The sequence below is a fragment of the Hymenobacter sp. PAMC 26628 genome (assembly GCF_001562275.1).
In the GTDB taxonomy this organism is placed as follows: domain Bacteria; phylum Bacteroidota; class Bacteroidia; order Cytophagales; family Hymenobacteraceae; genus Hymenobacter.
Window position 1 is genome coordinate 2,285,099 of sequence record NZ_CP014304.1, and the last position, 12,070, is coordinate 2,297,168.

The 12,070-nt window shown below is 66.9% G+C and carries 11 protein-coding genes; 4 read left to right on the forward strand and 7 right to left on the reverse strand.

Going from position 1 to position 12,070, the window contains the following annotated elements; translation table 11 throughout:
* Positions 1-104 precede the first annotated feature (104 nt).
* Complete coding sequence (locus AXW84_RS10020; protein ID WP_068232218.1) at positions 105-392, forward strand: hypothetical protein; 288 nt, start codon at positions 105-107, stop codon at positions 390-392.
* A 6-nt stretch (positions 393-398) separates the two neighbouring features.
* Here the strand turns inward: AXW84_RS10020 and AXW84_RS10025 are convergent, their stop codons facing one another.
* The gene (locus AXW84_RS10025; protein WP_071892640.1) at positions 399-701 is read right to left on the reverse strand and encodes a SemiSWEET family sugar transporter; all 303 of its coding nucleotides are present in this window, start codon (positions 699-701) and stop codon (positions 399-401) included.
* A 323-nt stretch (positions 702-1,024) separates the two neighbouring features.
* On the opposite strand from AXW84_RS10025, the gene AXW84_RS10030 reads away from it, so the two are divergent.
* Positions 1,025-2,281, forward strand: coding sequence for a helix-turn-helix domain-containing protein (locus AXW84_RS10030; RefSeq protein ID WP_068232224.1), 1,257 nt, complete (start codon positions 1,025-1,027; stop codon positions 2,279-2,281).
* Positions 2,282-2,622: 341 nt separating this feature from the next.
* Positions 2,623-4,962 (forward strand): TonB-dependent receptor, encoded by a 2,340-nt coding sequence (locus tag AXW84_RS10035; protein WP_236943296.1) that lies wholly within the window; start codon positions 2,623-2,625, stop codon positions 4,960-4,962.
* Positions 4,963-4,995: 33 nt separating this feature from the next.
* Here the strand turns inward: AXW84_RS10035 and AXW84_RS10040 are convergent, their stop codons facing one another.
* The 4 genes from AXW84_RS10040 to AXW84_RS10055 form a co-directional block, all read right to left on the reverse strand.
* On the reverse strand, positions 4,996-5,451 hold the full coding sequence (locus AXW84_RS10040; protein ID WP_068232227.1) for a peroxiredoxin: 456 nt from the start codon (positions 5,449-5,451) through the stop codon (positions 4,996-4,998).
* Positions 5,452-5,474: 23 nt separating this feature from the next.
* Entirely contained in the window at positions 5,475-6,014 is a 540-nt protein-coding gene (locus AXW84_RS10045) for a heme NO-binding domain-containing protein (protein ID WP_068232230.1), read from the reverse strand.
* A gap of 147 nt (positions 6,015-6,161) precedes the next feature.
* Positions 6,162-7,079 (reverse strand): anti-sigma factor, encoded by a 918-nt coding sequence (locus tag AXW84_RS10050; protein WP_068232233.1) that lies wholly within the window; start codon positions 7,077-7,079, stop codon positions 6,162-6,164.
* A gap of 7 nt (positions 7,080-7,086) precedes the next feature.
* The gene (locus AXW84_RS10055; RefSeq protein WP_236943297.1) at positions 7,087-7,647 is read right to left on the reverse strand and encodes an RNA polymerase sigma factor; all 561 of its coding nucleotides are present in this window, start codon (positions 7,645-7,647) and stop codon (positions 7,087-7,089) included.
* 170 nt (positions 7,648-7,817) lie between these two features.
* On the opposite strand from AXW84_RS10055, the gene AXW84_RS10060 reads away from it, so the two are divergent.
* A complete protein-coding gene (locus tag AXW84_RS10060; RefSeq protein WP_068232236.1) occupies positions 7,818-9,215 on the forward strand; it encodes an NAD-dependent succinate-semialdehyde dehydrogenase in 1,398 nt (465 codons plus the stop codon).
* A gap of 171 nt (positions 9,216-9,386) precedes the next feature.
* On the opposite strand, the gene AXW84_RS10065 is transcribed toward AXW84_RS10060, so the two are convergent.
* Positions 9,387-10,154: a YdcF family protein gene (locus AXW84_RS10065; protein WP_068232239.1), complete on the reverse strand. Its 768-nt coding sequence runs from the start codon at positions 10,152-10,154 to the stop codon at positions 9,387-9,389.
* Between the two features lie 141 nt (positions 10,155-10,295).
* Positions 10,296-12,053 (reverse strand): DUF885 domain-containing protein, encoded by a 1,758-nt coding sequence (locus tag AXW84_RS10070; RefSeq protein ID WP_068232242.1) that lies wholly within the window; start codon positions 12,051-12,053, stop codon positions 10,296-10,298.
* Between the last annotated feature and the right edge of the window lie 17 nt (positions 12,054-12,070).

A 12,070-nucleotide genomic window follows, 5' to 3' on the forward strand; every position in this document is an offset into this window, starting at 1 on the left:
CGCCCGGCCAGCGCGCGGCGCTGGGGGCCCTATTTTTGCACGCCTAGCCCCCGCCGGGGCCCCGGGCCGCCAAACAAACCCGGTCGTTTTTGCTTGTGCCCGCCATGGACTTCTCCAAACTTTACCGCCCTTCTGCCCTCAACAGCTTCCAGTTCGTGGCCGTGACCGGGCTGCTGATGAGTGCCGGGGCCCACTTCATCCTGGCGGTGTTTGTGGGGCGCGTGCCCGCGGGCTTCAGTTGGCTGTACGTGTGCTGGCTGGTATTTTACGCCGGCGGCGCGCTGCTCAACTACTTCGGCAAGCCCAACGCTGGCCATCACCACCACGACGGCCATGGCCATGACCACGAGGGTGATGACGACGGCCACGGGCACAACGGCACCTTTCACTAGCCGCCGCTAGGCTGCGGATACGGCCGGGGCCACGGGCGGAGCCGCCCGGTAGCGCCACTTAAAAAACACCAGTACCAGGGTAAAAAACAGGTTGCAGCCGTTGCCCAATAAGATGGGCACGCTGTGGGTATAGGCCCCGTAGGCCAGCCACAGCGCCATGCTGGCCCCGCCCACCGCCAGCATTGAGCCCGAGAGGCCCTGCGCCGAGCGCTTCTGCCAAGTGTGCACCACCTGCGGAAAAAACGTGAGGCCCGACAGGGCGGCGGCCAGCAGGCCGATTCCATTGAAAAGGTGCGCGAAGGATTGCATGGCTTGCATACGCAGCCCACGCACGCGCGGCTAGGCGCGGGGCCCGGGCTGCGGCGCCGGGGCCCCAGCGCGCAGTGTTCAACTCAGCGGCAAGCGGCTTGGCACACGGCCACCCATTCAGCAAAATAAAGTAGACTTGTTTTTGAATTGACCAGGAATAAAAGAGGTGGTTATGCGGGAGCTTGTCGAAGCATCGCTACCACGCCCGCGACCAGTACCGCCGGCAACGAAGCGGCCGAAGTGCTTCGACAGGCGCAGCAGGACCGGAGAAGGCACACCATAATGCGCACGCTTTTTCGTGTTTAAGAACAAGTCTAGTAGCTATGTTATTTAATTTCGGTGCGCACAGCTCGCTGCTCCTACCCGCCGTGGCAACGGGCCTCATTGCCACGGGCTGGCTGCTGCTGCGCGCCCTGCGGCGCCGCACCCTGGCCGATGCGCTCCTGGCCTTGCTGCTGTTGGTGCCCACGCTGAGCATCGCGCAACAGATGCTGGGTTACGCCGGCTGGTACGACGGCCCCAAGGGGTACGCGACGGCAATGCTTTATGTGCCCTGGCAGCTCAACTTGTTTTTGGGGCCGGCCTACTACCTCTATTTTCGGAGCCTCACCAACCAGGAATTCCGGCTGCGGCCCCGGGCCTGGTGGCACCTGCTGCCGGGCCTGCTGCAACTCGGGCTGATGGCCGGGGCCCTGGGCTACGACCTGCTGTGGCTATCCGGCGGGCGCGGCCAGCACCTGCCCCAGGCGGGCACCAAGGGGCCGGCGCTGGGCGCGGTGGAAGCCCTCCGCCACTACCTCGGCTATTTGCAATACGTGCTGCTGCCAGCCTATTGCTGGCGGGTGCTGGCCGACTACCGGCGCTACACCCGCTACCTCCAGGACAACTTTTCGGACACCGAGCGCCTGCGCTTTGCCGGGCTGCGGCAGCTGCTGCTGGTGCAGGTGCTGGCCCTGGTGTTGAGCCAGCTTTTCACGCTGGTGGACTGGAAATTTGGCCTGAGCGACGCGGCTTCCTGGAATTACTTTTTCCTGCGCGGCCTGCTGGTTTATTGGCTGGTTGCCGTGGGCCTGCAAGCCAACTACGCCGCCGCCACTACCCCGCTGCGCTTCGGCACCGACCCCGGCCCGGCCCTTGTGCCCGAACCCACGGCCGCGCTGAGCCCGGCCCTGGTGGCCGAACCCCCTGGGGCCCCAGCGGCGCCCGCGGCCGAGCGGCTGGCGCCGGAACTGGCCCCGGAGCTGCTGGCCTGGCGCGATAAGCTGCTGGCGCTGATGGCCGAGGAGCAGCCCTGGCTCGAACCCGAGCTGACCCTGACCGAGGTGGCGAAGCGGCTACGCATTACGCCCGGGCTGCTGTCCAAAGTCATCAATTCCGGCTGCGGCCAGAACTTCAACGACTTCGTGAATGCGTACCGGGTGCGGGAGGCCCAGCGCCTGCTCGCCGACCCCCGCTTCGCGCACTACTCGCTGGTGGGCGTGGCCCTGGAAAGCGGATTCAACTCACGCTCAACGTTTAACCGGGTATTCAAGAAAGTGGTGGGCCAGGCACCCAGCGAGCTGAGCCGCCCCAAATCATAGATTGGGGCAGGCCAACGCATGCACTGGGGCAGGGGAACGCGGGGGCGGCGGGAGTTTTGCGGCATCGTTTCACTAGCCCGCTGCCTGCCGTGCGCTCCTGCTTCCCCCTCCCCTTTTTTCGCCCTTGTAATAGCGTTTGCCCAGGCCCGCTAGGAGCTGCCAGGGGCCCCCACAGCCCCGGTGAGCGGGGGCCCGGCCCGGTCATTTCGGCCCAGGTGCTTTGCCTGGCGGCTTTCACTCTCCCCCCGCGCCGGCGGTGGCGAGCGGGTATACTGCTGTGCGGGTGGCTGGCCGGCGCGTTGCCGGCTTTTGGCCAAAGCGCGGCGCCCATCACCGGCGCGGTGCGCGACCCCGCCGGGGCCCCCGTGGAGTTTGCCACCATCACCCTGCACCGGGCGACGGATTCCGCCGTGGTGAAGTCGGAGTTCACCGATGCCAAGGGGGCCTTTGCGCTGCGGGCACCGGCCGGGGGGCGCTACCTGGCATCGGCGGCGCAGGTCGGCTACGAGCGCTACTGGAGCGCCCCGTTTGAGCTGCCCGCCGCGGGGCTGGTGCTGCCCGCGGTGGCCCTGCGTACCAGTGCTGCCACGGCCCTCCAGGAGGTGGTAGTAGTGGGCCAGAAACCGTTGTTCGAGCACCTTGCCGACCGCACCGTCGTTAATGTGGAAAATTCGCTGCTGGCGGCTGGCAATACGGCGCTCGACGTGCTCGCGCGGGCCCCCGGCGTGACCGTGGACGGCAGCGACAACCTGGCGCTGCGCGGCCGGCAGGGGCTACTGGTGCTCATCGACGGCAAGCGCCAGCCCATGACGGGCACCGAGCTAGCCGACTACCTGCGCACGCTGCCAGCCGAACAGCTCAAAAGCATCGAGCTGATTACCAACCCGCCGGCCAGCTACGACGCCCAGGGCACGGCCGGCGTCATCGCCATCATCCTCAAGAAAGACCAGCGCCAGGGCGCGAACGGCAGCGCCACCCTGGGCTATGGGCGCGGGGTGTACGGGCGCCTGACCGCGGGGGCGACGCTGAATTACCGGCGGGGAAAAACCAATGCGTATGGCGCTTACACCTATGCCGACCGGACCACGTACCTGCGCCTAACCAGCCACCGGGTTTTTTACGACCAAGGCCAGCCCACCGCGGGCAGCGACCAAGAAGATTACACCGCCACCCGCACCCTGGCCCACAACTGGAAAGCCGGGGTGGACTACTCCTTCACGCGCCGCACCACGCTGGGCGCGGTCCTCACCGGCCAGGCGGCCCAAAGCACCGGCCAAGGAACAAATGCGGTGGCGCTGCTGGACGCCAACGGGACCGCCAGCCGCGCGATGGTATCGGGCTCTTACCGCAACGCAGCTACCCCCAACCTGGCCGCCAACCTGAACCTACGGCACGCCTTCGCGGACTCCAGCAACAGCCGCGCCCTGACGGCCGACGCCAACTACGCCGCGTACCGCCTCGGCCGGCAGCAAGGCCTGTCGGCCCTGCCCGATGCTGGCCGTGGGGCCCCCACCGTGCTAACCAGCGACCAAGCGGGCCGCCTCACCTTGCTAACGGGTCAGTTCGACTACACGCAGCCCCTAGCCCGCCGCCGGCTTCTGTCCGGGGGACTCAAAATCAGCCGGGTGCAGTCCCGCAACGACGCCGTGTTTCAGCAGACCACCAACGGGCTGACCACCCTGGATACGGTGCAAACCAACCAGTTCCGCTACACCGAAACCATCCGGGCGGCCTACCTCAACTGGCAGCAAACCGGGGCCCGGGCCACCTGGCAAGCGGGCCTGCGGGGCGAGCAGACCACTGCCCAGGGCGTGCAGGCAGTGGGCAACCAGCGCTTTGACCGCCAGTACGTTCAACTGTTTCCCAGTGCCTCGCTCAAGTACACGTTTTCGCCCCAGCACGAGCTGACGCTGGCGCTGAGCCGCCGCCTCGACCGCCCCGGCTACGACCAGCTCAACCCCTTTCGCATCTACCTCAACGCCACCACCTACCGCTCGGGCAACCCCGCCCTGCTCCCCCAAACCAGCTACAACGCCGAAGTGACGCACACGTTCCGGCAGAAATATACCGTCGGCCTGAGCTACAGCCGCACGCAAGACCCCATCCTGATTGTGGTGCAGCCCGCCACTGCCACGAGCCGCTTCGTGCTGGCCCGCCCCGTCAACCTGGGGCCCCAGCACTACGCCGCCCTCACCCTGACGGTGCCGCTGACGCTTGGCAAAGCCTGGTCGGTGTACAACAGCGCCGTCTTCTACTACAGCCGTTTTACGGGGGAACTGGCCGGCACGACGCTCAACCGGGCCCAGCCGTCCGTCAATCTGAGCAGCACGCACACCCTCGCGCTGGGCCGCGGCTGGAGCGCCGACCTGAGCGCCACCTACCAATCGCCCGAAGTCTACGGCTTCATCACCTCCCGCGCCAACGGCGACCTGACCATCGGGGCCCAAAAAAGCCTGCTGAAGGGCCAAGGCACCCTCAAATTCAACGTCACCGATGTCCTGTACACCAACCGGAACATCGCCACTTCCACCTACGACAACTACGTGGATGCCTTCACGCAAAGCCGGGATTCCCGGGTCGCGGCCCTCACGTTCAGCTACCGCCTGGGGCGCAGCCAAGCGGCCGCCAGCCGCCGCGCGGACGGCGCGGAAGAGGAAAAGCGGCGGGCCGGCGGCCAGTGACGTTCTGTTGCTTGCCGGTAAGTACCGAAGGCCCTAGGCCGGCAGCTTGGCCAGCACGTCTTTGGCATGGCGCACGTGGTCGGTGGCCCCACTCAAAGAGTTAAAGATGTACTGAATAACGCCTTCTTTGTCAATCACAAACGTGACGCGGCCGGGCAACAGGCCCAGCAGGGCCCGGGGCACTTCGTAGAGCTTGCGCACGGCCCCGCCGGCGTCGGCCAGCAGCGGAAACGGCAGGCGGTGCTTCTGGGCAAACTTCTGGTGCGAGGCCTCGCTGTCGGAGCTGATGCCCACCACGTCGGCCCCCAGGTCCTGGAAGTCCTCGTACTGGTCGCGGAACGAGCAGGCCTCGGCCGTGCAGCCGGGCGTGTCGTCCTTCGGGTAGAAGTACAGCACGAGGTGCCGCCCGCGGCGGTCGGCCAGATGAAACGGGGTGCCGTCGGTGGTGTTAAGCGTAAAATCGGGGGCGGTTTGGCCTACGTGCAGCATGGTTCCGAGCGATTGGTGAAGAATTAGTTGCGCCGCACGTAGATGCTGACTTGCTGGCCGTCGGCGCTGGTGGTGGGCGTCACGACGATGCGGTCGGCTTCGTCGTAGTACGCGGCCAGGCCGCGCACAATGCCCACCGCCAGCCCCCCCATGCGCCGGGCCGACACGTAGTCAATCTGCACCTCGTTTTTGCTCAAGCGCTTGACGGACAGCACAGGCGGTGCGTTTTCGGCGTGCTCGCGCCGTACCTGGTGGTGCATAGTGTACTCGGTGTGCTCCAGCATGTCCAGCGTGCGCCAAGCGGGGTCCACCAGCTTTTGGTACATGTACATGAGGTCGGGCACCAGGTACTCGCCGAACCGCTCGTGCAGCTCGCCGGCCGACACGCCGGCGGCGGCGGCGGCTTGGGCCACCAGCGCGTACAGGTTTTCGTCGGGGTATACGGTTTTGTGGTCGAAGCTGGCGCCGCTGAGGCCAGCCAACTCCAGCAGGTTGACCCACGTGCTGTGGTCGTACTGGGTTTGAACGTAGCGTTTCAGGAGGAGGAGGATGGTCCCGTGCATGGCGGCTAAAAGGTAAAAACGATGAAGTGGCCGCTGTCGCTCGTTCTGCGCAGTCAAACAAGACCGGCGCTCATTCGTTTGGGACCGCAGCAAAACGGCTCCCGCGAAGTTATCGCGGGAGCCGTTTTATTACGCAAGGCCGGGGCCCTAAATGGTGCCCATGGCCTGAATGGGCATGGTGGGCGTGGCGCTGCCGCCCAGGGGTTCCAGCGTCACGGCGAAGGCTTGGGCGCTGGCGATGTCCTTCATGCGTTCGAGGCGGTCGCCAGCGGCGGCGGCGGGCGTCAGCACGCCCGCGTCCACGGGCTTGCCGTTGTTGAGGGCCCAAAGCTGGTACTGGCGGCCGGCGGGCGCAGCGGGCAGGTTTTGCACGTCCACGTACACGCGGCGGGTTTTGGCGTTGAACAGCACCCGGGCGCGGTCCTTGGGCGCATCGGGGGTGCCGGCCAGGGCCACGAAGTGGAACTCGGCGTCGCGCAGCACAGCGTTCTGCGCACTTACTTCACCAAGCTTCTTTTCCGTTACCAAAGTGTTGGCGGCCACGCGGTTCTGAGTATCCTGCAAGGCCACAAGGGCATTGTCGGCCCCCTGCCATTGCTGGTAGAGGTAGGCGTTGCCGAGCAGGCTCAGCAGCAGGGCCACCGAGGCGGCGATGGTCAGGCCCCGGCGCGGCGCAGCGGGCGCCGCAGCGCTGATTATCGGGCGCACGCCCGGCTCAGCAGCGGTGGGCTGCGGGCGGGCCAGGGCGTCCACATCGGCGCGCAGGCTGGCGGAGGGCCCCGGGGCCCCATTGGCCGGCGCAGTGGCCGCGGGAGCCACCGTTTCGGCGGGGGCAATTTGGGCCAGGACTTTGCTCAGCACCCGGTCGCGCATGGCGGCGGGCAATTCGCGGGAGTGGGCTTGGGCGTAGTATTCGAGGGCGCGCTGGTCGGCGGCCAGCTCTTGGGCCACGAGGGGGTGGCGGGCGGCTTCGGCTTCAACGGCGGCGCGCTCAGCGGGCGTGAGCAGGCCGAGGGCGTATTGCTCCAGAATACCGGATTCTATATAAGCTTGAGGATCTTCCACGACTAGGTTAGCGTATCAGTTTACCAAGGAGTTTGATGGCCGTGCGGGCCCGAGTTTTGACGGTGCCCAGGGGCAGCTTCAGTTCCTCGGCCACTTCGCTTTGGGTGTACCCACCAAAGTAAAGGAGGTCAATTATTTGCCGCTGTTCTGGCACCAGGGTTCGCACAATTTCTTGCAGTCCAATGTGTTCCGGCCGAAAGCTGTCGGCGGCGGGCATTCGCTGGGCGGCCAGACTGTCGTCGAGGCCCTGGGTGCGAGTACCTACGCGGTGCTGGCGCGAGCGGATTTTGTCGATGGCCAAATTTCGGCAGATGTTCAGCACCCAGGTGAACAGGCGGCCCTTCTCGGCGTCGTAGGCCGGGAAAGCGTTCCAGATTTTAACCAATGCCTCTTGTAGTACGTCTTCGGCCGTGTCGTCGTCTTTCACGATGCGGGAGATGACGCCGAACAGGGCCGCCGCGTAGCGGTCGTAAAACAGCGTCAGGGCCGATTCGTCGCGGCCTTTGAGCCGGCGCACGAGGTCTTCCTCTGATGCGGTGGGCAGGGAAATGGGTAGGGTATCGGACACGAGTAGAAGAAAAGTGACCTTGCGAAGCGGCGAACCGCAAATTTAGGTGTGCGAAAGTAAGCCCGGGGCCTGGCTGGGCCTTCCGCGACCAGCCGACAACCCGGATGGCCCCGAAGAGGTTGTAACGGCTAACGGCCCAGTCTGTTGCCGGGCCCTATTTTCTTTGCGCCATGCCCATCGAATCTTATAATCCCCACACTGGCCGCGTACTCAAGCGGTTCCGCCCGTTTTCGTGGGCCAAAACCGTGCGCATCCTCGGCCAAGCCCACGCCGCGGCCGCCACCTGGCCCGCCACCACCTTTGCCCACCGCGCCGCCGTGCTGCGCCGCGCCGGGGCCCTGCTGCGCGAGCGCGCGCCCGAGCTGGCCCGCCTTATGGCCCTGGAAATGGGCAAGCCCGTGGCCGACGGCCGCGCCGAGGCCCTGAAGTGCGCCACCTGCTGCGACTACTACGCCGAGCACGCCGAGGCCTTTTTGGCCGACGAGCCGGTGGCCACCGACGCCGGGCGCAGCTACGTCAGCCACCAGCCGCTGGGCGTGGTGCTGGCCGTGATGCCCTGGAACTTTCCGTTTTGGCAGGTGGTGCGCTTCGCCGCCCCGGCCCTCATGGCCGGCAACGTGGGCCTGCTCAAGCACGCCTCCAACGTGCCGCAGTGCGCGCTGGCGCTGGAAAAAATATTCCACGACGCGGGCCTGCCGCCGGCCTGCTTCCGCACGCTGCTCATTGGGTCGGACCTGGTGGAGGCGCTGATTGCCGACGACCGGGTGCGGGCCGTGACGCTGACGGGCTCGGAGCCGGCCGGGGCCGCGGTGGCCGCCGCCGCGGGCCGCCACATCAAAAAAACCGTGCTGGAGCTGGGCGGCTCCGACCCGTTCGTGGTGCTGGCCGACGCCGACCTGGCCCTGGCCGCCAAAACGGCCGCCCAGGCCCGCATGATCAACGCCGGCCAGAGCTGCATCGCCGCCAAGCGCTTCATCGTGGAGAAACCGGTACTAAAGGAATTTGTGGCCCAGCTCATCACCCACCTGCTGGCCCTGCGCACCGGCGACCCGCTGGCCGAAGACACCCAATACGGCCCCCTGGCCCGCCCCGACCTGGCCGACGAGCTGGCCCAGCAAGTGGCCGACTCGGTGGCCCAGGGGGCCCGCCTGGCCCTGGCCGGCGGCCAGGAGCGGCCCGGCACCGCCCTGTTCCGGCCGGCAGTACTCACCCACGTGCGGCCCGGCCAGCGCGCCTACCACGAGGAGTTTTTTGGGCCCGTGGCCATCGTGCTCGAAGCCAAAGATGCCGCCGATGCCGTGCGCCTGGCCAACGATTCGCGCTTCGGCCTGGGGGCTTCGGTGTGGACGCAGGACTTGGCCACGGGCGAGGCCCTGGCCCGGCAAATTGAGGCCGGGGCCGTGTTCGTGAACAGCCTGGTGAAGTCGATGCCCGAGCTGCCCTTCGGCGGCATTAAAAAATCGGGCTACGGCCGCGAGCTCTCGCGCCTGGGCATCCGCGAGTTCGTGAATCAGAAATCGGTATGGATTGGCAAAGCCGCCGCGCCGGCTGGGGCTAAAACGGAGTGAGGAAATGTAGCAGTTGTTAGCAAAATACAAGGCTGTCATGCTGAGCACAGCCGAAGCATCTCTCCTGCGTAACCATTCCAACAGATTGGATCAGTTCAGTAGTAGAGGTGCTTCGGCTGCGCTCAGCATGACAGCCTTTATTACTAATGTTTATTGCTAACGTTAGCAACGCTAGCACCAGCCGCGGGCCTCGTACACGGCCCAGCCGGCCACTTCGTGCAGCAGCAGGCTCCACTGCTCCAGGGCCCCGGGGGTGGGCAGCAGCCAGTAATCGGGCGTGAGAGCGCGGCTGCTGGCTTGGAAGCCGGCCGGGAAGGCAATGATGGGCAGCCCCGCTTTGGCAAAGCAACCTTCGGCCCGGCGCATGTGGAACGCCGACGTGACGAGCACCAAGGTGTCCACGTCCGGGTGGCGGGCCAGCAGCTGCTTGGTGAACTGGGCATTTTCGCGGGTGTTGCGGCTGCGCTCCTCCAGCCAGATATCGGCCGTCGGCACGGCGGCCAGGCGCAGCAGCGCGGCCAGGTGGCGGGCCTCGCTGCTGGCCTGGGGCCCCACCGCCCCCGAACCGCCCGACACGATGATGCGCCGCACCCGCCCGGCGCGGTACAGCCACAGGGCGTTGGTGAGGCGGTCGGCCCCGGCGTGCAGGTACACGCGGTCGGCGGGCAGCCGGCCCTCGTCGGTGATGCCCCCGAGCAGCACGGCCGCATCGGCGCGGGGCGGCAGGGCAGCCAGCGGCACGGCGGGGCGCTCCCAGGCGCGCAGGGCCTCGTTGGCCAGGCCCGGGTTGGTGCCCACCAGGGCCAGCAGGGCGGCGGCGCGCAGCCACTGCCGCTGCCGGTGGGGCTGCCGCGCCACCAGGGCCCCCAGCAACAGGGCCGCCAGCCACACAGTGGGCAGCAGGGCGGCGTCCAGGATTTTAGAAAGCAGGAAAAACAAGTGGATTCGTTAAGATGAACGGGCCCGGGGCCCGGCACGCAAACGCCCGGCCGCAGGGCTGCGACCGGGCGTTTGCGAAGAGTTTTGGGGTGCTAAAGGCGCGGCGGCGGCGGGCCCCCGCGGTGCGCCACCCCCTATACCCTACTGGCGCAGCATAAGTTCGCGGATGTAGCGCACCGGCGCGCTGCCGTAGCTCAAAAACTGCTCGTGGAACTTCTTGAGGTCGAACGCCTTGCCGCGCTGCTGCTTGAGCTCTTCCCGCAGGGCGTAAATCTCGGTGTAGCCGGCGAAGTAGCTGCTGAGCTGCACCTGGCTGAGGGTGGCGCGCAGCCACTTGCCCTCGGCCTCGGCCTGCTCCTGGAAGCCCTCGCGCTCGAGCAGCGCCACGGCGTCTTTTTCGGCCATGTTGTCCACCTGCACGGCGTGGTCGAGGACGGTGTTGAGCGTCACGCGCAGGTTCCACTTATCCCAGAGCAGCCACATTTCGTCGCTGTTCTGGCCGTAGCCCTGCTCCAGCATCATGCGCTCGGCGTACACGGCCCAGCCCTCCACCATGGCGCCGTTGCCAAAGATGCTCTTCACCAGCGAGGGCGAGCGGTTGGCGTACACGAGCTGGGTGTAGTGCCCGGGAATGGCCTCGTGGATGTTGAGGATTTGCAGGGTGTAGTCGTTGTACTCGCGCAGGTAGCTCTCGGCCTGGGCCGCCGTCCAGGTGCTCGGAATGGGCTCCACGTTGTAATAGGTGTTGGCGCCCTTGTCGTAGGGCCCCGGGGCGCTCACGCTGGCCCCCGCCCCGCTGCCGCGCATGTAGAGCGGCGTTTCGCGCACCACCAGCGGCTTGCTGGGGTCCTGGGTCAGCAAGTGGTGCGCGTTGACGAAGGCCACCAGCGTCGGAATCTGCTGCTTCACGGCGGCCACGAAGCCGTTGCGCGGGGCATGCTTTAGCGTGAGCTGGTTGACGACGGCGCGGATGAGCTGGAGCGTATCGGCGGGCGCGGGCTGGCCGGGCAGGTACTTGGGGTAGAGGCGAGCGGCGCGGCGGCCCATGTCGTGCAGCAGCTCGGTTTTGTGGGCCAGCGCCTGCCGGTACACCTCCGTGGCCGAGTAGCGCGACTGAATATTGTAGGCAAACTTGCGGTCGAACAGGGCCTTGCCGATGCGGAACGAGCGGAACTGGTGGGCCCCCAGCACGTCGGTTTTCAGGTAGGCCAGGTAGCTCTGGATGGCCAGGCGCGCCGTGGCTAGGCGGTCGGCAAACACCTTTTTCTCCCGCGCGCTCAGGCCCGAGCCGCGCACCGAGTCGGTGAGGGCGGGGCCCAGTACTGCGAGGCCGCCCTCGTTCTGCTTGATGGCCAGGCGGGTGTGCTCCTGGGTGGGGCGGCGCAGGTTGTTTTCGGCGGCGGCGTAGTAGGCCGGGGCCGGGGCCAGCTGGTCGGAAATGTTGCGCAGGCGGCGGTCGAGCGGGTAGTAGCGGCCGTTGAGCAAGTCGCCGATGCCCGCGCCGAGGTTGTAGGCGGCCGGGTTCCACTGCCAGCTGCGCAGCGTATCGTCCTGCCAGCGGCTGGCGCGCAGGTAGTTGGCCAGCAGGTGGTGGTCAATCTGGTTGGCGGGCCCCAGGCTGTCGAGCGGGAACGCGGCCAGCGCCTTCAGGTTCTTTTCGCCGAACGCCGCCGCCCGCCGCCGTTGCAGCGAGTCGGGAATGACCAGCAGCGAGTCGTACTTGTGGTAGCCCTTGCTGGAGGCAAAACCAGGGTCTTCACGCCATAAATTGGCAATAAACCGGGTTTTGAACCCCTCAAAGCGTACGTCGGCCGAAGCCGGGGCCCGGGCGGGCTTGTCGGCGGAGTGGCAGGCGGGCAGGGCCCCCAGCAGGGGCAGCAGCAGGTAGCGGAGTTTCATGGGCGGGGCGGTGGGGG

Bases quoted from the DNA above. Each gene is read 5' to 3' on its own strand.
- AXW84_RS10020 (WP_068232218.1), top strand. From the start codon at position 105: ATGGACTTCTCCAAACTTTACCGCCCTTCTGCCCTCAACAGCTTCCAG.
- AXW84_RS10025 (WP_071892640.1), bottom strand. From the start codon at position 701: ATGCAATCCTTCGCGCACCTTTTCAATGGAATCGGCCTGCTGGCCGCC.
- AXW84_RS10030 (WP_068232224.1), top strand. From the start codon at position 1,025: ATGTTATTTAATTTCGGTGCGCACAGCTCGCTGCTCCTACCCGCCGTG.
- AXW84_RS10040 (WP_068232227.1), bottom strand. From the start codon at position 5,451: ATGCTGCACGTAGGCCAAACCGCCCCCGATTTTACGCTTAACACCACC.
- AXW84_RS10045 (WP_068232230.1), bottom strand. From the start codon at position 6,014: ATGCACGGGACCATCCTCCTCCTCCTGAAACGCTACGTTCAAACCCAG.
- AXW84_RS10060 (WP_068232236.1), top strand. From the start codon at position 7,818: ATGCCCATCGAATCTTATAATCCCCACACTGGCCGCGTACTCAAGCGG.
- AXW84_RS10070 (WP_068232242.1), bottom strand. From the start codon at position 12,053: ATGAAACTCCGCTACCTGCTGCTGCCCCTGCTGGGGGCCCTGCCCGCC.